The sequence below is a fragment of the Luteimonas sp. GW821-FHT14E02 genome (genome assembly GCF_058803905.1).
Genome location: NZ_JBXAPK010000001.1, coordinates 128705 through 149920, shown reverse-complemented (window position 1 = coordinate 149920; position 21216 = coordinate 128705). Strand labels below are relative to the sequence as shown.

The 21216-nt window shown below is 65.9% G+C and carries 17 protein-coding genes; 12 read left to right on the top strand and 5 right to left on the bottom strand.

Features of this window, described 5'->3' with window-relative positions; genetic code table 11:
* Window positions 1–80 precede the first annotated feature (80 nt).
* Window positions 81–2966 carry a protein kinase domain-containing protein gene (locus tag AC1RNP_RS00625; RefSeq protein ID WP_493049277.1) on the bottom strand — a complete coding sequence of 962 codons (2886 nt, stop codon included), beginning with the start codon at window positions 2964–2966 and terminating at the stop codon, window positions 81–83.
* Complete coding sequence (locus AC1RNP_RS00620) at window positions 2963–3547, bottom strand: ECF-type sigma factor (protein WP_493049276.1); 585 nt, start codon at window positions 3545–3547, stop codon at window positions 2963–2965. Before AC1RNP_RS00620 ends, AC1RNP_RS00625 begins: the two co-directional genes overlap by 4 nt.
* Before the next feature lie 141 nt (window positions 3548–3688).
* On the opposite strand from AC1RNP_RS00620, the gene AC1RNP_RS00615 reads away from it, so the two are divergent.
* From AC1RNP_RS00615 to AC1RNP_RS00580, 8 genes are all read left to right on the top strand, one after another.
* Window positions 3689–5092, top strand: a complete 1404-nt coding sequence (locus AC1RNP_RS00615) for a cytochrome ubiquinol oxidase subunit I (RefSeq protein WP_493049275.1) — start codon at window positions 3689–3691, stop codon at window positions 5090–5092.
* Window positions 5089–6099 (top strand): cytochrome d ubiquinol oxidase subunit II, encoded by a 1011-nt coding sequence (gene cydB / locus AC1RNP_RS00610; RefSeq protein ID WP_493049274.1) that lies wholly within the window; start codon window positions 5089–5091, stop codon window positions 6097–6099. Before AC1RNP_RS00615 ends, cydB begins: the two co-directional genes overlap by 4 nt.
* 115 nt (window positions 6100–6214) lie before the next feature.
* The gene (locus tag AC1RNP_RS00605) at window positions 6215–6487 is read left to right on the top strand and encodes a YcgL domain-containing protein (RefSeq protein WP_493049273.1); all 273 of its coding nucleotides are present in this window, start codon (window positions 6215–6217) and stop codon (window positions 6485–6487) included.
* Window positions 6480–9797, top strand: a complete 3318-nt coding sequence (locus tag AC1RNP_RS00600) for an ankyrin repeat domain-containing protein (RefSeq protein ID WP_493049272.1) — start codon at window positions 6480–6482, stop codon at window positions 9795–9797. The genes AC1RNP_RS00605 and AC1RNP_RS00600 overlap by 8 nt, the downstream gene beginning before the upstream one ends.
* Window positions 9798–10366: 569 nt before the next feature.
* On the top strand, window positions 10367–10645 hold the full coding sequence (locus tag AC1RNP_RS00595) for a hypothetical protein (protein ID WP_493049271.1): 279 nt from the start codon (window positions 10367–10369) through the stop codon (window positions 10643–10645).
* Window positions 10646–10723: 78 nt separating this feature from the next.
* Window positions 10724–11035, top strand: coding sequence for a hypothetical protein (locus tag AC1RNP_RS00590; RefSeq protein WP_493049270.1), 312 nt, complete (start codon window positions 10724–10726; stop codon window positions 11033–11035).
* Window positions 11036–11381: 346 nt separating this feature from the next.
* Complete coding sequence (locus tag AC1RNP_RS00585; protein ID WP_493049269.1) at window positions 11382–11531, top strand: hypothetical protein; 150 nt, start codon at window positions 11382–11384, stop codon at window positions 11529–11531.
* Between the two features lie 4 nt (window positions 11532–11535).
* Complete coding sequence (locus AC1RNP_RS00580) at window positions 11536–11904, top strand: TfoX/Sxy family protein (protein ID WP_493049268.1); 369 nt, start codon at window positions 11536–11538, stop codon at window positions 11902–11904.
* A 167-nt stretch (window positions 11905–12071) separates the two neighbouring features.
* On the opposite strand, the gene AC1RNP_RS00575 is transcribed toward AC1RNP_RS00580, so the two are convergent.
* Window positions 12072–13874 carry a monovalent cation:proton antiporter-2 (CPA2) family protein gene (locus AC1RNP_RS00575; protein ID WP_493049267.1) on the bottom strand — a complete coding sequence of 601 codons (1803 nt, stop codon included), beginning with the start codon at window positions 13872–13874 and terminating at the stop codon, window positions 12072–12074.
* Window positions 13875–14022: 148 nt separating this feature from the next.
* On the opposite strand from AC1RNP_RS00575, the gene AC1RNP_RS00570 reads away from it, so the two are divergent.
* Window positions 14023–14889, top strand: a complete 867-nt coding sequence (locus tag AC1RNP_RS00570) for an energy transducer TonB (protein WP_493049266.1) — start codon at window positions 14023–14025, stop codon at window positions 14887–14889.
* Window positions 14890–15011: 122 nt separating this feature from the next.
* Here AC1RNP_RS00570 and rho read toward each other — a convergent pair whose 3' ends face one another.
* On the bottom strand, window positions 15012–16715 hold the full coding sequence (gene rho / locus AC1RNP_RS00565; RefSeq protein ID WP_493049265.1) for a transcription termination factor Rho: 1704 nt from the start codon (window positions 16713–16715) through the stop codon (window positions 15012–15014).
* A 306-nt stretch (window positions 16716–17021) separates the two neighbouring features.
* The gene (gene trxA / locus AC1RNP_RS00560; protein WP_493049264.1) at window positions 17022–17348 is read right to left on the bottom strand and encodes a thioredoxin TrxA; all 327 of its coding nucleotides are present in this window, start codon (window positions 17346–17348) and stop codon (window positions 17022–17024) included.
* A 230-nt stretch (window positions 17349–17578) separates the two neighbouring features.
* On the opposite strand from trxA, the gene rhlB reads away from it, so the two are divergent.
* The 3 genes from rhlB to ftsX all read left to right on the top strand — a co-directional run bounded on the left by rhlB (window position 17579) and on the right by ftsX (window position 21214).
* Complete coding sequence (rhlB, locus tag AC1RNP_RS00555; protein ID WP_493049780.1) at window positions 17579–19321, top strand: ATP-dependent RNA helicase RhlB; 1743 nt, start codon at window positions 17579–17581, stop codon at window positions 19319–19321.
* Window positions 19322–19509: 188 nt separating this feature from the next.
* On the top strand, window positions 19510–20199 hold the full coding sequence (gene ftsE, locus AC1RNP_RS00550; protein WP_493049263.1) for a cell division ATP-binding protein FtsE: 690 nt from the start codon (window positions 19510–19512) through the stop codon (window positions 20197–20199).
* A gap of 70 nt (window positions 20200–20269) precedes the next feature.
* On the top strand, window positions 20270–21214 hold the full coding sequence (ftsX, locus tag AC1RNP_RS00545; RefSeq protein WP_493049779.1) for a permease-like cell division protein FtsX: 945 nt from the start codon (window positions 20270–20272) through the stop codon (window positions 21212–21214).
* Window positions 21215–21216 lie beyond the last annotated feature (2 nt).

Below are 21216 nucleotides of genomic sequence, written 5' to 3'. Positions count from 1 at the left end.
CCAGGAGGATCTCATTTACTGCGTCGCCGGAAATTTGGGTGGCCTTTGTTTATCCGGCGCCGATGGAGGAGGCTGCAGGTTCAGGAGAAACTGTTCAAGCCCGCATAGGCCGGTAGAGGATTGCTGCCGGCCAATACGATCAAGCCAGCACGCGCCCGCGCGAGCCGGGATGGCTCGATGCCGGGAACGCCGAGGTCGCGGGCGATGCTGTCGATGAGTAGATCGGTCTGCCAGATCACCGGTTTGTCTTGGGAGTTGATTGCGCGCGCCAGTTCATCCCGCTCGGCGCGCATCGTCTGCAGCACCATCGGATCTCGCGTGATGAGAGCCTGCGCCCAGGCACGATGCAGCTTGCAGCGCAGCGTGCGCGGATGCGTGGCGCCAAGCGCGGTGGTCATCGCTATGACTGCGCGTTCGAAGTAGTCGCTCGCGCCAGTAAGGTCGTGCGCCAGCAGTCGGCAACGGCCAAGGCTGTCGAGCGCTTCTGCGGCATTGGCGTTGGCCGGATCGTCGCTGGTGGCCAGCGCGTCGGAGAGGGCGATCTTGAGCGCGGGCTCGGCGCTGGCGCAGTCGCCGTTCTGCAATGAGGTCTCGCCGATGATCCACTGCATCCGGCCACGCTCGAATGAAGGTTCCATCGGGTGATCGTGCAGGTAATTCTCAGCCTCGCGTGCCAGCGGAGCGGCCTCGGCGCTGCGCAGCGCGTAGTTGAGAATCTTCGCCTTGACCAGACCGATCTCGATGCGATCGCGCGGATTCTGGATGCCGCTGGCCGCCACAGCTTGCAGGTTGCGTTCGATCACGGCCAATGCCTTGTCGTACTCGCCGTTGCCGGAATAGGCCTGCGCCAGTTGGCTGCGCGCGATCATGGTGCGGTTGGATGCGAAACCGACCAGCTTCTCCTGCTGGGGCACCACTTCTTCGAGGATCGGAATGGCGTGGGCGTAATCGCCCAGACGGGAATAGGCGAGGCCAACGTTGAAGCGGCTCACCAGACGTTGCAGCTTGCTGGCATCGGAGGATTGGCGCACCAGCGTGTATGACTTCTGGAAATTGACGAGGGCCTCGCGTGGACGGCCGGTGCCCAGTTGCAGGTGCCCCAGGTTGTTGTACAGCAACGCATAGCTGGCGGTGCCGGTGGCGGCGGCCTGTTCGTAGAGCGAGATTGCGGCGCGCAGATCGCGCTCCGCCTCTTCCGTGCGGCCGATCTCCGACAATGCCCAGGCACGCTGCGACAGCAGGATCGCGTCGGCCGGTTCACCGTGCAGGACGATGCCACGCAGGCGGGGGCGTTCGCGATCGACCAGGCGCAACGCGCGATCGTACTGATAGGTCTCCAGATAGGCGGAGCCCAGCGCTTCGACGCGCCCGGCGTAGAGTTCGCCATGGTCGGCTCGCGCGGCGCGCAGCAGCGAGACGGCGCGATCGAGATGCGGGATGGATTTGTCGTGCAGGGTCAGGTTCTGGTAGACGTCGCCGAGTTCGCCGAGCAGTTGTGCCTTGGCGACGGGATCGTTCGGAAAGTAGCCGTCGATGCGTTCGCCGGCGCGATCGAGCAGCTGCATCGCGGTGAGCTTGGCGCCATCGGTGTTGTCGGGTGCGTTGGCGGCGAAGATGTCGCGCATGAACGTCAGCGTGGTTTCGGCGCGTTCGCGTTGCAGGTGTTCGGCATGTGCGCGCTGGAATGCATAGAACGCGCTGCCGGCCAGCGCGAGCGCGAACACGGTGACCAGCGCGGTCGCGACCCGGTTCCTGCGCACGAACTTGCTTGCGTGGTAGGCGAACGTGTCGCCCCCGACCGAGACAGTGCGGCCTTCCAGGAACCGCCGCAAATCCGTGGAGAACGCCGCCACGCTGGCATAGCGGCGCGGTGGTTCCTTGGCCAGCGCGGTCTGCACGATGCGGGTGAGATCGCCGCGCACGAAGCGGCGGAACGCGGTGGGGCTGGTGTCGCGTTGCGCGATGCGGGCGCGAACGTCATCCGCGTTGCCGGTGACCAGCGCCTTGTCCATGCGATCGGCGGTGCGCGAAGTGATCGTCTCGGCGGCGGCGCGCAGGTCGTCCTGGTCGATGCGATAGGGCAGTTGGCCTGCGAGCAGTTGATAGAGGATCACGCCGAGCGCGTAGACGTCGGTGGCGGCGCTGATGGTGCCGCCGGTGATTTGTTCGGGTGCCGCGTATTCGGGAGTGAAGCCGGCGAACACGCCGGTGCGGGTGGTGCCGGGCGTGTCGTCGATGCGTTTGGCGACACCGAAGTCGAGTACCTTGGGATGGCCTTCCTCGTCGACCAGGATGTTGGCCGGCTTGAGATCGCGGTGCACGACGAAATGTTCGTGTGCGTGCTGTACGGCGGCGCAAACCGTGCGGAACAATTCGATACGTGCGTGCAGGCCGAGCCGGTGCGTGTCGGCCCAGTCGACGAGATTGCCGCCGTCGACGTATTCGAGCGCGAACCAGGGGCGGCTTTCGGCATCGAGGCCGTGGTCGAGCAGTCGCGGGATATTCGGATGGGATAGCGCGGCCAGGATGCGCCGTTCCTGCAGGAAACGCTGCGCCTGCAGGCTGCCGTCCCAGCGTCGATGCAGCCGCTTGAGCGCGGCGCGTTGCAGCGTGTCGCCATCGTCGCGGCGCGCTGCGTATACCGTGCCCATGCCACCGCGGCCGAGTACGCGTTCCAGCAGCCAGGGCCCGGCGTGATCGCCTAGGACGCCTTCCTCGTCATCGGTGAGAGACTTGCCAAGATCAAACCTGCCGACATCGCGTGACAGGATGTCGGCGATGCCCTGATCGAGCGCATTGGTGCTGGCATCGGCGGCCAGCATGCGTTCCAGGTCCGCGCGCAAATTGCGATCGTCGGCGCTGAGGTCCTGCAGCCATTGCGTGCGCGATTCGGGTGGCAGTTCGATGGCATGGTCGAACAGCGCCGATAGGCGGCGCCAGCGTTCCGGATCGACCGAGACGCTCATCGCCCGGTATCGTCCAGCACGGCATCGTCCAAATATGCGAGCAGGAAGGCGCGCGCCTTGCGCCAGTCGCGATGCACGGTGCGTTCGGTGAGGCCGAGGTGCGCGGCGATCTCGGCGAATTCCATGCCGCCGTAGAAGTGGTATTCGACGACCGTCACCAGGCGCGGATCGAGTTGCTCCAGTGCGGCGAGTCCCTGCTCGATGGCGAGGATGTCGACGCGATCGTTCTCGGCGGCCATGGGGATGTCCGTGGCCAGGGTCACGCGCACGCGATCGCCGCCGCGCTTGTGCGCGGCGGCGGCGCGCACATGGTCGACCAGCACGCAGCGCATCGCCTTGGCAGCCAAGGCGAGGAAGGCGCCGCGATCGCTGGCGTCGACGGTGTTGCCGGCGAGCTTGAGATAGGTCTCGTGCACCAGCAGCGTCGTGGAAAGCGTGGCGCGGGAGCGGCGGCCGGACAATTCGCGGCGTGCAAGCATCCGCAGCTGCTGATACAGCTGTTCGAAACGTGCGCGATAGTCTGGATCGTTCCGCTGGGCGACGGGCACGAGCGTGCTGGCAGCGGAGCTGGTATCGAACATCGTCTCCCTCCCCGGAGCGAGTCCTGCCACGTGCGATGTGATTATGCGCTTGTAAACATGGACAAAACGTCACATTTACGCAATCCATGATACGGAGCACACTATCTGCACCAGCGCTGCCCCGCGCTGCGGAGAACGCCCGTGGACACGCTCTTATTGTCGCGGATCCAGTTCGGTTTCGTGATTTCGTGCCACATCCTGTTTCCGGCCTTCACTATCGGGCTGGCGAGCTGGCTGGCCTTTCTGGAATTCCGCTGGCTGCGCACGCGCGATCGCGCCTGGCTCGATCTGTATGCGTTCTGGCTGAAGGTCTTCGCGGTGTCGTTCGGCATGGGCGTGGTGTCGGGCATCGTGATGAGTTTCCAGTTCGGCACCAACTGGTCGGTGCTGTCGGAGCGCGCGGGCAATATCCTCGGGCCGCTGTTGTCGTATGAGGTGCTCACCGCGTTCTTCCTGGAGGCGACCTTCCTCGGCGTGATGCTGTTCGGCATGCGGCGCGTGCCGGAGAAACTGCATTTCCTCGCCACCTGCATGGTGGCGCTGGGCACGTTGATCTCCACGTTCTGGATCATTTCCGCCAACAGCTGGATGCAGACGCCGGCCGGTTACACGCTGGTCGAGGGGGTGTTCGAGCCGGCTGACTGGTGGCAGATCGTCTTCAATCCTTCGTTCCCGTACCGGCTGGCGCACATGGTGCTGGCCGCGTTCCTCACCACCTGCTTCGTGATCGGTGGCGTCAGCGCGCGTTATCTGCATCGCGGCGAGCATGCCGATGCGGCGAAGCGGATGCTGCGGCTGGCGGTGGTGTTCGCGGCGATCACGGTTCCGTTGCAGATCTTTGCCGGTGATCAGCACGGCTTGAACGCCCTCGAACATCAGCCGATCAAGGTCGCGGCGATGGAGGCGCACTGGAAGAGCGAGGGTGAGGGAGAAGGCGTGCCGCTGGTGCTGTTCGCGGTGCCGAACGAGGCGCAGGAACGCAACGATCACGAGATCGCGATTCCCCGCCTCGGCAGCCTGATCCTGACGCATTCGGTGAATGGCGAGATTCCGCCGCTGACTTCGGTGCCGCGCGATCAGCGACCACCGGTGAAACCGGTGTTCTATGCGTTCCGGGTGATGGTGGGGCTGGGCGTGGCGATGCTGGCGCTGGTGCTGCTGTCGCTGTGGACGTGGTGGCGCAAGCGGCTGTTCACCGCGCGCTGGGTGCTGGTCGGATGGCGGGTGATGACGTTGTCCGGCTTCATCGCCATCCTCGCCGGCTGGTACGTGGCGGAGATCGGGCGACAACCGTATGTGGTGTATGGATTGCTGCGCACGGCCGATGCGGTGAGTCCGACGCTCGCCGCCGGCAGCGTGCTGGCCTCGCTGCTTGTGTTCATCACGGTATATCTGGCCGTGTTCGGTGCCGGCGTCTGGTACCTGTTCAAGCTGATCCGCAAGGGGCCGCAGCCGTTCGAGCTTCCGGCGATGGAAGAGGGCAAGGACAAGCGGCCGGCGCGCCCGTTGTCCGTGGCCGATGAACCGTGGGAGGGACAGACATGATCGAGCACTGGCTCCCCATCCTCTGGTTCTGCGTGATCGGTTTCGGCGTGCTGATGTACGTGCTGCTCGATGGTTTCGTGCTGGGCCTCGGCATCCTCGCGCCATTCGCCGAGGACGAGAAGCAGCTCGACCACATGATGAACACCGCCGCGCCGATCTGGGACGGCAACGAGACCTGGCTGGTGCTGGGTGGTGCCGGACTGCTGGCGGCGTTCCCGAAGGCGTATGCGCTGATCCTGTCGGCGCTGTACCTGCCGGTATTGCTGATGCTGATCGCGCTGGTGTTCCGCGGCGTCGCGTTCGAGTTCCGCTTCAAGGCGCATCGCGCGCGGCGCTGGTGGGGCGCGGCGTTCGCGCTCGGGTCGCTGTTCGCGGCGTTCGCGCAGGGGGTGATCCTCGGTGCGATCGTCGAGGGCATGCCGCTGGCCGATGGCAAGTACATCGGCGGCGCATTCGGCTGGTTCAGTCCGTTCTCGATGCTGACCGGCGTGGCGGTGGTGTTCGGTTACGCGCTGTTGGGGTCCACTTGGTTGATCCTGAAGACCGAGGGCGCGATGCAGCAGGTGGCGCGGGCGCTGACCCGGCCGCTGGTGCTGGTGGTGGTGGCGTTCATGGGCCTGGTGAGTGCGTGGCTGCCGTTCCTGGATTCGCGGATCATGGCGCGCTGGTTCGAGGGCGGGAATTTCTGGTGGCTCTCGCCCATCCCGCTGCTGGTGCTGGCGAATGCCTTCTGGCTGTGGCGCGCGGCGATGCACCGGGATCGCGACGCCCGGCCGTTCATGCTGACGCTGAGTTTCTTCGCGCTCGGCTTCGCCGGCCTCGTGCTCGGCATCTGGCCGTATCTGGTGCCGCCGGCACTGACGATCTGGCAGGCGGCTTCGCATCCCTCGTCGCAAACTTTCGTGCTGGTGGGATTGGTCGTGCTGCTGCCGGCGATCCTCGGCTACACCTACTGGTCGTATTCGGTGTTCAGGGGAAAGATCGCGGCGGATGCGGGATATCACTAGCAAGCGTTTTCAATACGCTGCCGGAAAAACCGCGAAAATCGGCGATCGGAATCGCAAAAGAAGGTAAGCTTCGGCCGTTGTTTTCCGACGCTTCCCAAGAGCCCGTTCCGGCTGCATGCACGCCTACGTCTACAAGAGCCAGCGCAAGGCTGATACCTACGTCTATCTCGCCGCCCGCGACGATTTCGCGGTGCTGCCCGAATCCCTGCGCAATCAGCTGGGCCCGTTGAACTTCGTGCTGGATGTGGCGCTGACGCCGGATCGCAAGCTGGCGCGCGAGGATGCGGCCGCGGTGCGGGCCAATCTCGCCAGCCGCGGGTTCCATCTGCAGTTCCCGCCGACACTCGGGCAGGACCCGATGACGGAGGATTGGGGGACCGATGCCTGAACCATCGCGTCCGATGCCATCGCGTCCGAACCGGCGATCGATGATCGCGCTCGCGCTGGGCGTGGGACTGGCGTTGCTGACCGGATTCGGCGGCGTGCTGGCGGTGCTGGGCGGGTGGCTGGCGCAGCCGGTGCTGGCGCTGGCGCTGCGCTGGTGGCGCGGCGAATCGCGTGAAGAGGTCAGAGCGCTCGAAACGGCGGCGCTGCGCCAGGATCTGCTGGCATTGGGATTGTTGTGGGGCGGAACGCTGCTGGCGGCCGCGGCCCTGGTGGTGTGGCCGCTGACGGCATTGCGCCAGAGCGGAAGCCTGGGCGCCGTGCTCGGGCTGAGCGCCGTGGTCGGTCTCGGCGTGGTCGGTTTGTGGCGGACCTGGCCGCTGTGGCGGGCCGTGGAGCGGGAAGGCGGCAGCCTGGCGCAGCGTTGGCACCAGTTCGGCGAGAGCGATGCCAGCGGCTGGCAGGGCGTCGCGGCCGCGGCTTGCGTGGCGGTGGTACTGACGCTGGTGCTGGTGCTGGCCTGGCCGGATCTGTTGCCGCCGGGCGCGCGCTGGGGCCTGGCCGTGCTCGCCGCGATCGCCTGGCCACTGCTGCATGGCGCCTTGCAGCGCTTCGCGGCGCCGGCGGCGCTGTCGCTGCCCGTGATCGAGATGCCGGGCGTCATCGCCGCGGCAGCGCCGGAAATCGACGGCGATCCGACCACGCTGCTGTTCGATGCCGCGCGCCGTGGCCGCGTCGATCGCGCACTCGAACTGCTGGACGCCGGCGCCGACGCCTTCGCGCTCCCGCCCGCGGACGAGCGCGACCAGCGCAACTTGCCGGTGCTGGCGGCGGTGCTGCCGGACCTGCGCCTGCTGCGCGCGCTGATCGCGCAGGGCGTCGACCTCAACGCCACATATGCGGGCATGACGCCGCTGCTGGCGGCCACCCGCGACAGCTGGCACGGCCGCCCCGAGGCGGTGATGACCCTGCTCGCCAACGGCGCCGACCCGCGCGCGCGCGATGCCGATGGCAACACGCCGCTGCACCACGCCGCGCGCAGTTCCGATCCGGGCGTGGCCGCCCTGCTGCGCGATGCCGCGGCGGAGATGACGGCGCTGAACAACGATGGCCTGACGCCGCTCGGCGTCGCCTGCGCTTCCGGCAACTGGCGGCTGGCGCGTTTCCTCCTGGAGCGTGGCGCCTATCCCGAGCCGGAAGACGCCACGCCGGCCCTGCTCGCCGCGTCCGGCGGCGACGAGGACGACTGCGCCGGCGTCACCCTGTTGCTGAAGAACAAGGCCAAGGTGAACGTGCGCGGCCGCGACGGCCGCAGCGCCCTGCATGAAGCCGCCTTCGCCGGCCATGCCGAGATCGCCGCAGCCCTGATCGACGCCGGCGCCGACGTGCAGGCGCGCGACGCGGCCGGACGCACGCCGCTGCTCGAAGCCGCGCGCGGTGGTCGCCTGTCCACGTTCGAGGCCCTGGTGGCGGCACGCGCCGACATCCATGCGCTCGACAACGATCAACATGATGCGTTGCAGCTGGCCAGCCGCGCCGAGATCGTGTCCTCATCGCTGGTGCGGCGCCTGCTCGAACTCGGCGCCGATGCCACGCGCACCGACGCCGATGGCAAGCGGGCGATCGATCATGCCGCGAGCGCCGGCCGCTGGACGCTGGTGGCGGTGCTCGATCCCGACTATCCGCTGCCCTCGGCGGTCGCCGCCGAGGCCGGCGACGAGTTGGCTAACGGCCGGCCGCCGCCGGATCGCGCGCCGCTGTCGCTGCTGCGCGATGCCTTGCGCGAGCAGCGCTTCGAAGGCCACGAGCGTTTGCTGTCGCTGCTCTCGCCAACCGAACTTGGCAGCCTGCTCGTCGATGCCGAGGCGCCGCTGTCGATCCCGCGCATCGAATGGCTGCTGGCGCAGGGCGCTGATCCCGAGGCGCGCGACGCGCATGGGGATACTCCTGCGTTCACTCTGCTCGCGCAGGGGCCGGCCGCGGTGTCGGCGTTGCAAGTGTTGCTGCGTGCCGGCGCGTCCCCGGCCGGCAGCGGCGGACTGGCGCGCTTCCTCGATGCCTGCGCCGCCGGCGATCAGGCCGGTCGCGGGCTGGAGCAGTTCGCGCTGGAACTGCTCGAACGCGGCGCCGATCCGCACACGGTGTCGAAGACGGGAAGCCCGCCGCTCTCGCTGGCGGTGCGCCTGGGCTGGTCGCGCTTGCTCGAACGTCTCGTCGCGCACGGTGTCGACCTCGACGCGCGCGATGCCCACGGCATGACCGCGCTGCATCTGTGCGCGGCGCTGGCGCGCGAGCCGGCGCTGAAGATCCTCATTTCGCACGGCGCCTCGCCCGACATGCGCGCCGCCGACGGACAGACGCCGCTCGGCGTCGCGCTCTCCGGCGGTCATCGCGAACTGGCCGACTGGCTCGACTGGCGCGGCTGGCCGCTGCCCAAGCGCGCGCTACGCGACACCGACCTGCCGTCGGCGGCGATCGTCGGCGACGCCGACGCCGTGCGCCGCCTGCTCGATCTCGGCTTCGGCGTGGACACGCCCGACGTGCAGGGCTGCACGGCGCTGCTGCGCGCGGCCGGCGGCGGTCACAGTGCGGTCGCCGATCTGCTGCTCGCGCGCGGCGCCGATCCGCGGCAGTCCGCGAAGACCGGCGCGACGCCGCTGTCGGCGGCGGTGAGCATGCGCCAGGGCGAGATCGTCGAACGCCTGATCAAGGCCGGCGCGCAGCTCGAACAGCGGCTGCCGGGCGAAGTCACCGTGCTGATGCTGGCGGCCGCATTGGGTCTGCCCGATCTGTGCGCGCGCCTGCTCACGCATGGCGCCGATATCCACGCCGTCGACGCGCAGGGCCTGACGCCGCTGCACTGCGCCGCGCTGTACGGCTTCACCGCGCGCGATCGTCCGCGCCTGCTCGCCCTGTTCGACACGCTGCTGCTGGCCGGCGCCGAACCCGATGCCACCGCCGCGGGCGGCGTCACGCCGTTGCTGCTGCTGGTCGGCGCCCGCGCCGAGCCCGGCACCGCTTGCGACGAGGACGTGGTGATGTCGGCGCTCGATCATCTGCTCGACGAGGAAGTCCTGCTCGACGCGCAAGACCCGCGCGGCTTCGGCCCGCTGCATCTGGCCGCGTTGCACGGCCTGCTGCGCATCACCCAGCGCCTGCTGCGCGCCGGCTGCAACCCGGACCTGCGCGACGCCCTCAACCGCCCGCCGCGCGAGATCGCGGTGATGCGCGGCTTCGTCGACGTCGCCGCGCAGTTCGCGCCGATGCAGACTGGCGTGTCGATGGCGCGGTTCCTGCGCGATCAGGCGGGGTGAGATTGGTGCCGTTCCCCGTCGCTAACATTAGGAAGGGCGGTTCAGTCCCTCTACTTTCGCCTTTCTTGGCATTGGGGTGATCGATATCCCCTTATCTGGCTTCGATAACAACGCAACATGCATGGCAGGAATGTGCGGTAGTACGATGCAATTTTCCGATTAGCCTAAGAATTTCCGATTGGCGCTCGACCATTGGGATACATTCCACGTAACACTTCGAATTTATGGACGAATAAGCGTTAGATGGCCTTTGGGGGGAGGGATGCATGGTCATTCTCTTTATCATCTTCGCAATTGGGCTCGGCATAGCTGCGTACCGCACGGAAGATCGCTTCATTCGTATCTTCTGCATTATCTGTTGCCTGGGTAATCTTGCGGCTGCTACATTGGCCGTTTACAACAACGATCCTTATGCTTTCAAGCTGCGTCCAAACGATGGGGGATATGATCCGAGCTATCGTGGAGGCCGCCGTTAGTTCTCTGGTCGATGTATCTACAAGTCGTTAAAACCGACGCCGCTTCGCGAGATCGCTTGGCTCAGGTGTTGCTAAAGGTTTTTGGAGAGTTAAATGTTTTCAGATCGAGACCCCGCCACTGGTATTCTTTATCTGAGCGAAACCACGCCAGGAAAGAAAATCAAGAGCTCTATCGTCGATGGTGATGAGGTGACACTGAAGATAGGTGACGAGGAAATTTTCGTGCGGGATGTTGCTACCAACTCACCAGGACAATTCTCTGGAATCATTTATGGCTTTAATCCGAGTCACGCCATGGAATTTGGCGAGCTCAAATTAGGCGACCGGGTTGAGTTCGGTGAACATCATGTCATTTTTTGTTGTGGCCTCTAGCAATTCAGCAGAAGCCACCCTGCGGCTCGGCTTAATTCAGGCGTAGGCGATATGGACGGATGCTGGTTCACATCAACCTTGTTCAAGGTCGAGTCCGGAGAGGACGAGGAGATCAGTCCTGGTCGATACGGGCGACAGCTCGCTATTTGGCTCAAAGCACAACCAGAGCAGCGTGGCTATGACGTCGAGCTGGTTATTGCGGAGGACTGGGGCCGTTGCCTTATGCTCTCTCGCGATCCATTTCTGCTGTGCTTTGCAACCGCCGAAGTTCCGCTGCTCAAGCGCATCTTCGGCAAGCCAGATACAAGCGCCGCTCTTTCAAAGCTAGACGCGGACTTGCATGCCATTCTTAGTGCGGAGCCTGCGATTACGTTGGTGGCGGAGCCATAGACTCGCTGCCTATCATTCAAGACTTAGGTTAGGCATATGGACATTCCGAATATCGGCCCTCTTCTGCAAAGCCTTGCGATTGGTTCTCGCGTACAGGTCTCGGCCAAATGTGCAGGCTGGCGAAACAATTTTCATGGCGTAGTTTGTAGCGGTCCCGAATCAGTCGAAACAATGCAAGGCCCGGACTACTTGTACTGGATCCAGTTCGACTCTCCGCAGCAGGATCTCAGCGAAGATGGGCCGTACTGCAAGGCTCAGATTCTGGGTCGTTGTCTAGCACCCGCGCCTTAGCCCTCACTGCGATGGGCACAATTCTGCAAGCCGAACTCGGTTGGTGTTCCAGGCCATGAACGCGGCCTATCTCGGTTACATGGATCCTTTCGCGGCGATCGCCTTCGTGATGTCGCTGTTGTTCACCGCAGCCACGGCGTTTCTGATCGGATTGGCGTTCCTCTGGCGTTGCAAGGCGCGCCGTGGCGAAGCTGGCGGAGATTGAAGCAATGCGCGCGGACAACGACGAATTCGTGCAATTCGTGCTGGAACAGCTCTCACCGCTGCGCGAGCTGAACGCCGCCACTTTTTTCGGCGGCACCGGCATCAAGTCCGGTACGGTGATGTTCGCCATGATCATGGACGGCACGCTCTACTTCGCGACCGACGAGGCCACGCGCCCGGAATATGTCGCGCTCGGGAGCCGCCGCTTCTCGTACCGCACGAAATCACGCCTCGTGGAGACGAAGTTCTTCGAAGTGCCGGCGGACATTCTCGATGACCGCGAACGGCTGGCCGAATTCGCCGAACGCGCGATCGCCGTGGTGCGAACGACTTCGCATGCGCGCACGCGAGGTCGTCGCAAGAAGAATGTTTGAGCACTAGCGCCGGGCCGCTACGGCTTTTTCCGATTAGGGCTCAGATCCGTCATCCCAGCGAAAGCTGGGACCCATTTTGATCTTTTCTTCAATCAGCGCAAAAGCAACAAGGGTCCCAGCTTTCGCTGGGATGATGGAGTGGTGTTATCGCGTGAATCGAAAACGCTCTATTTGACCGTTCCCTGCGGCGGAGCATTCTCCGTATCCGCCTCGAACAACTGCATCAGTTCGGCCCGCGCCTCGCGCCCGGTCTGCCGCAGCGCCTCGTCGTCGTCGTACACCAGATGCTGGGCGCGCAGCACCTTCTCGTCGTGTTCGCGGAAGCGCCGCGCGTGATCGGCCGCGACTTCCGGGTCCATGCCCAGTGCCGTCATCACCTGCTCGCCCATCTCCATGCTGGAGCCGAACATCTCGCGGAAGACCGTCGCGCCGAGATCCATCAGCCGCCAGGCATGGCGGCGGTCGCGCGCCCGCGCGAACACCTTGGCGTTGGGATACATGCGCCGCACCAGGCGCACCGCCTTGGTGTTGGTGTCGGCATCGTCGATCGCCATCACGAACACCTTGATGCGGTCGCCGCCGGCGGCGCGCAGCAGGTCGGGCCGCGTCGGGTCGCCGTAGTACAGCTCCACGCCGAAGCTGCGCAGCGTGTCGATGGTTTCCAGATCGTTTTCCAGCGCCACGATCGGAATGCGCTGCGCCACCAGCAGGCGCGCGACGATCTGGCCGAAGCGGCCCATGCCGGCGATCATCACCTTCGGCCGTTCGATCTCGATCTTGTCGAACTCGCGCTTGGGCTTCTCCTCGCGCTTTCCCGGGAAATCCTTCAGCAGCCGCGTCAGGCCGATCAGCAGCAGCGGCGTCAGCGCCATCGATACACCGACGATCGCCACCAGCCGGTCATGCACCGCGTTATCGAGCAGGCCCACGCGCAGCGCCTCGCGGAACACCACGAAGGCGAACTCGCCGCCCAGCCACAGCACGCCACCGAGCATGAGCGCGCTGCGCCCCGGCAGACGTCCCGGCCACAGCTTGCCGACCAGGAACAGGATCGCGAACTTCACGATCAAGAGCGCCAGCACGCCGCCGGCGATCAGCTGCGGCTCCTGGATGATGCGGTCCAGGTCGATGCCCATGCCGACCGCGATGAAGAACAGGCCGAGCAGCAGGCCCTCGAACGGCTGGATCTGCGATTCCAGTTCGTGGCGGAATTCCGAATCGGCCAGCAGTACGCCGGCGATGAACGCGCCCAGGCCTGCGCTCAGGCCGGCTTCCTGCATGAACCAGGCCGACCCCAGTACCGCAAACAGGGCGGTGGCCGTGAATACCTCCGGCATGCGCGTGCGCGCGACCACGCGGAACACCCAGCGCAGCAGATAGCGTCCGCCGATCACCACCAGGATCACGGCGCCGATCGCCTTGCCGGCCACATCCCAGGTCAGCGTCTCGGCGTTGGCGCCGCCGAGCAGCGGGATCGCGGCCAGCAGCGGGATCGCGACGAGGTCCTGGAACAGCAGGATCGCGAACGCCAGCCGCCCGTAATCGGCGGACAGTTCCTTGCGTTCGCCGAGCAGCTGCAGGCCCACCGCCGTCGAGGACAGCGCCAGGCCCAGGCCGATCACCAGCGCCGGCTTCCAGTGCTGACCGCTGGCCAGCGCGATCGCGCCCAGTGCCGCCGCCGTGAGCACCACCTGCAGGCCGCCCGAATAGAACACCGGCTTGCGCATCACCCGCAGCCGCGGCATCGACAGTTCCAGGCCGATCACGAACAGCAGCATGACCACGCCGATCTCGGAGGCGTTGAGGATGCGCGCGGTATCGTTGACCACGCCGATCCCGTCCGGCCCCAGCACCACGCCCGCGGCCAGATAGGCCAGCACCGCGCCGAGGCCGAAACGCTTGAACACCGGCACGGCGATCACGCCCGCCAGCAGGAACACCAACGCCAATTCCAGACCGCTACCGTGCATGTGCACCTCCGCCAAGGATTATGCCCGCTAGGGCCTTAACGCGGTTCGGAGGAATGGTTGCATGGACCATGTATGCAGGACTGTGCAAAGATTTTCTCCTGGGAATACAGCATGCCGGCCCAGGGAAAAGGACGAGGAGTTCGGAACAATGAAAAGATTATGGATTGGCGTCTGCCTGATGGCCGTGGCGGCGGTCGCGATGGCCGGTGGCGGACCTCGCGCGGTACGCAAGCAGGCCGAGGCAAGCATGCGGGTCACGGGGATGATCCATATCGCCGCCGACGGCGCCGTGAGCGGCCATACCTTGGACAAGTCTGATCGGCTGCCGCCCGGTGTGATCAAGCTGATTGCCGACAATGTGTCGAAGTGGCGTTTCGAGACGACGGAGAAACCGGACCCGTCCGCCGTTTTGCGCGCGAAGATGAGCTTGCTGCTTACGGCGAAGAAGCTCGACGACGATAGTTATACCTTGCGCATCCGCGCCGCGCATTTCGACGATGAGCTTGAGTTGCCGGGAGAACGGATCAAGGCAATCGACATGGGACCGCCGCGGTATCCGGGAAACGCGGTACGCTCGAACGTCAAAGGCACGGCGTATGTGGTGCTTCGTGTCGGCAGGCAAGGCACGGTGGAGGATGCGTTTGTAGAACAGGTCAATCTCACGGTGATCGGCAGCGAGCATGGAATGACCAAAGCGCGCGACATGCTGGGGCGCAGCGCGCTGAATGCCGCGAAGCGCTGGACCTTCAAGGTGCCGACTGCAGGCAAGGAAGCGAGTGCCGAGTATTGGACGGTTCGTGCTCCCGTGAGCTATTGCATTTCGGAAACCCGCGGCAACGCCTGCGACAGCAAATATGGGGAGTGGAGCGCCTACATCCCGGGCCCTCGCCAGCGTGCGCCATGGATAACGGAATCTCCCGATGCAAATTTCAGTCCGGATACCTTGGCCTCGAATCAGGTCTATGACATGAGCAGGCGCGGCCCGCGTCTGCTGACTCCACTTGAGCAAGGATGAAAGAACATGGGGGCTGTAGTTGACCTGCTCTTCCTCTTCGCGCGTTAAATCGAAATGGCCGCGCGTCACCGGAAAACAAAACGCCCCGCATCGCGGGGCGTTTTGTTGAAGCCGCATGAACCTCAGCGCTTCATCGACTGGAAGAACTCGTCGTTCGACTTGGTGGTCTTCATCTTGTCGAGCAGGAATTCCATCGCCGCGATCTCGTCCATCGGATGCAGCAGCTTGCGCAGGATCCAGATCTTCTGCAGCAGGTCCGGCTCGATCAGCAGGTCCTCGCGGCGGGTGCCGGACTGGTTGACGTTGATCGCCGGGTACACGCGCTTCTCGGTGATGCGGCGGTCGAGGTGGATTTCCGAGTTGCCGGTGCCCTTGAACTCTTCGTAGATCACCTTGTCCATCGCGCTGCCGGTGTCGACCAGGGCGGTGGCGATGATCGTCAGCGAGCCGCCTTCCTCGACGTTGCGGGCCGCGCCGAAGAAACGCTTCGGGCGGTGCATGGCGTTGGAGTCGACGCCGCCGGTGAGCACCTTGCCGGAGGAGGGCACGACGTTGTTGTAGGCGCGGGCGAGGCGGGTGATGGAGTCGAGCAGGATGACGACATCCTTCTTGTGCTCGACCAGACGCTTGGCGCGCTCGATCACCATTTCGGCGACCTGCACGTGACGCGCGGCCGGCTCGTCGAAGGTGGAGGAGACCACTTCGCCGCGCACGGTGCGCTGCATTTCGGTCACTTCCTCGGGGCGCTCGTCCACCAGCAGCACGATCAGGTGCACATCGGGATGGTTGCTGGTGATGGCGGTGGCGACCTGCTGCATCATCATCGTCTTGCCGGCCTTCGGCGGCGAGACGATCAGCGCGCGCTGACCTTTGCCCTGCGGCGCCATCAGGTCGAGGATGCGACCGGTGATGTCCTCGGTGGAACCGTCGCCGCGTTCGAGCTTGAAGCGCTTGCGCGGGAACAGCGGGGTGAGGTTCTCGAACAGCACCTTGCCGCGGCTGGCTTCCAGCGGCTCGCCGTTGATGGTGTCGACGATGGCCAGGGCGAAGTAGCGCTCACCGTCCTTCGGCCAGCGGATGCGGCCGGAGAGATGGTCGCCGGTGCGCAGGTTGAAGCGGCGGATCTGGCTGGGCGAGATGTAGGTGTCGTCGGGACCGGCCAGGTAGCTGGCCTCGGCCGAGCGCAGGAAGCCGTAGCCGTCGGGCAGGATTTCCAGCACGCCATCGGCGGCGACGCCCTCGCCGTGGCGGGTGAGTACCTTCAGCAGGGCGAAGATGACGTCCTGCTTGCGGGCGCGGGCCACGCCTTCATGGATGTTGAGCTGTTCGGCGATGTCCAGCAGCTTCTGCGCCGGCATGCGCTTGAGGTCGCCGAGCGAGTACTGCGGGAAGCCTTCGGGGATGTTCGGGGGCGGCAGGCGCTGCGCCTGGTCGTTGTTGCCGTCTTCGCGGGGCAGGCCGTCTTCACGGTAGCCGCGGTTGTTGTTGCGGTCGCGGCGGTTGCGGAAGCGGTCGCGACGGTTGTGGCGGTTGCCGAAGTCGTTGCCCTGCTGCTGCGAGCGCTGCTCGCCGCCGTCCTGCTGGCCGTTGCCGTTGTTGGGGTTGCCACCACCGCCGTTGCTGAAGGACTCGGAAGCGGCGGGCGCTTCGGCCTGGGGAGCGGGAGGCGGGGGCGGCGGTGCGGCCTGGGCCGGAGGCGGTGGCGCAAGAGGCAATGGCGCGGTTTCGGGCGCGTCGGCCGTGGTTTTGGCGGTCTTGGTGGTGCGCACGGTTTTGCGCACACGCTTCACGGCGGTATCGCCGGAATCGGAAGTTTTGTTGGACAAGTGCGAATTCCTCGCTAGCTGCGAGCGTCCGCAGAAGGCGGACGGGGGATGTGGAAAATATGGAGGCTTCGAGAGGGGCGCGGCGTGTGGATCGCGGTGGACCGCGCCGATTGAACCGCCGGTTACGGGAAAACTAGCACTGACCTGACACGTCGGCAAGCGCCGAGTGTGCGGCGATTCATCGAAGCCTGCGGTCGGCGGCCGGTGCGGAAGGTGCCCGGCCTCGATTCGGAGATGGGGATGATGTCCTGGAAATCAAGCATTTCGCGCGCGCTGGCGGTGTTTGGCCGGGCGCGCGTGGGGCGCTCAGAGCGCCTTGTCGATCATTTGCGCCAGTTGCGCCTTGCCGACAGCGCCGATCTGGGTGGCCTGGACCTGGCCGTCCTTGAACAGCAGCAGCATGGGGATCGAGCGCACGTGGTACTTCATGGCGGTGCTGCGGTTCTGGTCGACGTTGACCTTGGCGATGCGGATCTTGCCGTCGTAGGTCTCGGCCAGCTCGTCCAGGGCGGGGGCGATCATCTTGCACGGACCGCACCATTCGGCCCAGAAATCGACCAGAACGGGCTCCGACGACTGCAGCACGGCAGCGTCGAAATCGGCGTCGGTGGCATGGATGATCTTGTCGCTCACTGCAATCTCCTGGTCAATCAAGGGGATATAAATGACATGGCGCCGCGTGGCGGTACCGGTTAACTGTTAAACTGGGGTAAGTCGCGACCGTTTCAAGAGTCATTTCAAGAGCGAGCGGCCGAACCAGGGAGGGCGGTTCCGAAGCCGTGGCCGATCTTTCGGCCGGCGCAGCCAGTCTGCGCGGCGGCCGCCATCCACGCAAGCGCATCGATGCGCACACTGCATTCTTCATGAGCGACAAACCTCTTACCGATATCACTTTTTCCGCGTTCGATCTGCATCCGGCATTGCTGGCTGGGCTCGACGCTGCGGGATTCACCCGCTGCACGCCGATCCAGGCGCTGACCCTGCCTGTGGCCCTGCCTGGACGCGACGTCGCTGGCCAGGCGCAGACCGGCACCGGCAAGACCCTGGCCTTCCTGATCACGGTCATCAACCGCCTGCTGTCGCGTCCGGCCCTGGCCGAGCGCAAGCCCGAGGACCCGCGCGCGCTGATCCTGGCGCCGACCCGCGAGCTGGCGATCCAGATCCACAAGGACGCGATGAAGTTCGCCTCCGACCTGGGCCTGAAGTTCGCGCTGGTCTACGGCGGCGTCGATTACGACAAGCAGCGTGCGCTGCTGCAGGCCGGTGCCGACGTCATCATCGCCACGCCGGGCCGCCTGATCGACTACGTCAAGCAGCACAAGGTGGTCTCGCTGCACGCCTGCGAGGTCTGCGTGCTGGACGAGGCCGACCGCATGTTCGACCTCGGCTTCATCAAGGACATCCGCTTCCTGCTGCGCCGCATGCCGGCGCGCACCGAGCGGCAGACCCTGCTGTACTCGGCCACGCTCAGCCATCGCGTGCTGGAACTAGCCTACGAGCACATGAACGAGCCCGAGAAGCTCGTGGTCGAGACCGAGACCGTCACCGCCGCGCGCGTGCGCCAGAAGCTGTACTACCCGGCGGACGAGGAAAAGCTGCCGCTGCTGCTCGGCCTGCTGTCGCGCAGCGAGGGCGCGCGCACGATGGTGTTCGTCAACACCAAGGCCTTCGTCGAGCGCGTGGCGCGCGCGCTGGAGCGGGCGGGCTACCGCGTCGCCGTGTTGTCGGGCGACGTGCCGCAGAAGAAGCGCGAAACGCTGCTGAAGCGGTTCCAGGCCGGCCAGCTCGAAATCCTGGTCGCCACCGACGTCGCCGCGCGCGGCCTGCACATCGATGGCGTCAGCCACGTCTACAACTACGATCTGCCGTTCGACGCGGAGGACTATGTCCACCGCATCGGCCGCACCGCGCGCCTGGGCGCCGAGGGCGATGCGATCAGCTTCGCCTGCGAGCGCTATGCAATGGGCTTGCCGGACATCGAGGCGTACATCGAGCAGAAGATTCCCTCCGAGCCGGTGACGGCGGACCTGCTGACCGCGCTACCGCGCAAGCCGCGCGAAGGCGGGGACGTGCAGATCGAGGACGAGGAGGAAAGCATCGGCGAGATCTTCAAGGAGGCGCGCGAACAGCGTGCCGCCGACGAGGCGCGCCGGGGCGGCGGTTCGCGTGGACGCGGAGGGCATGGCGCCGGTGGTGGTGCTGGCCGCTCGCGCTCTGGAGAGGCACGCTCTGGAGAAGCACGCTCTGGAGCAGGCGGTGGCGAAGGCCGGCGCGAACGCGGACCGCGTCCGCCGCGCAAGCCGGAAGACGCGCCGCGTCCGCAGGTTGCGAATGCTGCGAGCGCTCCGGCCGTGGTGGAAGGCGAGGAACGCGCGCCGCGCAAGCGTCGCCGTCGTCGCGGCGGACGCCGTGTCGAAGGTGGCGAGGCCGTGGCGCAGAACGCCGCGCCGGCGCAGGGCGCGCAGACCGCGTCGGTCCGTGCGTCCCAGCAGGTCAAGCCGAGCAAGCCGGCGGCCGTTTCGTCCGAGCCCGCACCGTCATTGCTGGCCCGCATCGGCCGGGGCCTGAAGAAGCTGGTCACCCGCGCGCCGCGGACGCAGCACTAGGTTTTCCCTTCTCCCTCCGGGGGATCGAAGCCGCTTCAAGCGGCTGAGGGCCCGGAGGGCGGATGAGGGTGGGAAAGTGATGTGCCATGGAGCGTTCTTAGGTCAGTGATTTTCCCGCCCTCATCCGGCGCTTCGCGCCACCTTCTCCCGAGGGGAGAAGGATAAAAAGCTTGAGGCATAATCACCGCATGAGCGTCCTCCGCTTCGACAACGTCAGCAAGCAGTATCCGGGCGGCCACGCGGCGCTCTCGGACGTCAGTTTTGAAGTGCGGGCCGGCGAGATGCTGTTCATCACCGGCCATTCCGGCGCCGGCAAGAGCACGCTGCTCAAACTCATTCATCTCTCCGAGCGGCCCAGCCGCGGCGCGGTGCTGTTCGGCGAGCGCAATCTGATGAAGGTGCGCGGCCGCCGCGTCGCGCTGCACCGGCGCGAGGTCGGTGTGGTGTTCCAGGACCATCGCCTGCTCACCGATCGCAGCGTGTTCGAGAACGTGGCATTGCCGCTGATCCTGCGCGGCATGCGCCGTGGCGAGATCTCGCGGCGCGTGCGCAGCGTGCTGGAGAAGCTCGGCCTCGGCGCGCGCGAACGCGCGCTGCCTTCGCAGCTGTCGGCCGGCGAGCAGCAGCGCGTGGGCATCGCGCGCGCGGTGGTGTCCGAGCCGCAGCTGCTGGTCGCCGACGAACCCACCGGCAATCTCGATCCGACCCTGTCGGCCGAGATCATGACCCTGTTCTCCTCGCTGCCGGCGCGCGGCACCAGCGTGCTGATCGCCAGTCACGATCTCGGGTTGGTGAAGCGCATGAAGAAGCGGGTGCTCGTGCTCGATCACGGCACGCTCGCTGACGACATCTCGCCGGAGGACCTCGCCGATGAGTGACGATGCCCCGCAGGCGCCCGTGACACGCGCCAACCCGCTTGCGCAAGTGGTGGCGGGCGCCGAGCCGCTGATGCGCGCGCCGCCTCCGAAACCCAGTCCTGTCGGCACCTGGTTCGATCATCATCTCTACAGCTTCGTCGCCAGCCTGGGCCGCGTGCTGGGCAAACCGTGGGCGACGCTGCTCACCATCGGCGTGATGGCGGTGGCGCTGGCGTTGCCGCTCGGGTTGTGGCTGGTGCTGGGCAATGTTGAACGCTTCGCCGGGCATGTGGAACAGTCGCGCGAGATCAGCGTCTTCCTCAAGCAGAACGTGGATGCCGCGCGCGCCGAAGCGCTGGCGCAGGATCTGCGCGGCCGCCGCAATGTTGGCAAGGTCGAGCTGCGCACGCCGCAGCAGGGGCTGGAGGAACTGCGCGACAAGGGCGGTCTCGGCGATGCGATCGACGCGGCCGGGGGAGAATCCTCGCCCAATCCGCTGCCCTTCCTGCTGATCATCACGCCGAAGGGCGACGAGACCATGCTCGCCGACGGACTGCGGCAGCTGCCGGAAGCCGATCTGGTGCAGCACGACGCGCAATGGCGCGCGCGGCTCGACGACTGGCTGCGCTTCGGCACGCGCGTCGCCTGGGTGCTGGCGGCGCTGCTCGGTCTCGGCGCGTTGCTGGTGGTGGGCAATACCGTGCGTCTGGACATCCAGTCGCGGCGCGAGGAAATCGGCGTCCTGCAATTGCTGGGCGCCACCGACGGCTTCATCCGCCGGCCGTTCCTGTATCTGGGCGCGTGGTACGGCCTGGCGGCCGGTGCGGCCGCGATCGGGCTGCTGACGGCAATGGGGCTCGCATTGCGCGAGCCGCTGGCGGAACTGGCGCGCAGCTATGGCAGTCATTTTGAGCTGGCAGGCTTCACACCCATGCAGATCCTGATCGTGTTGATCGGCGCCGCCTTGCTCGGCTGGCTGGGCGGAGGCCTGGTCACCGGCCACTTCCTGCGCCAGACCCGTCCGACCGAAACCTGACC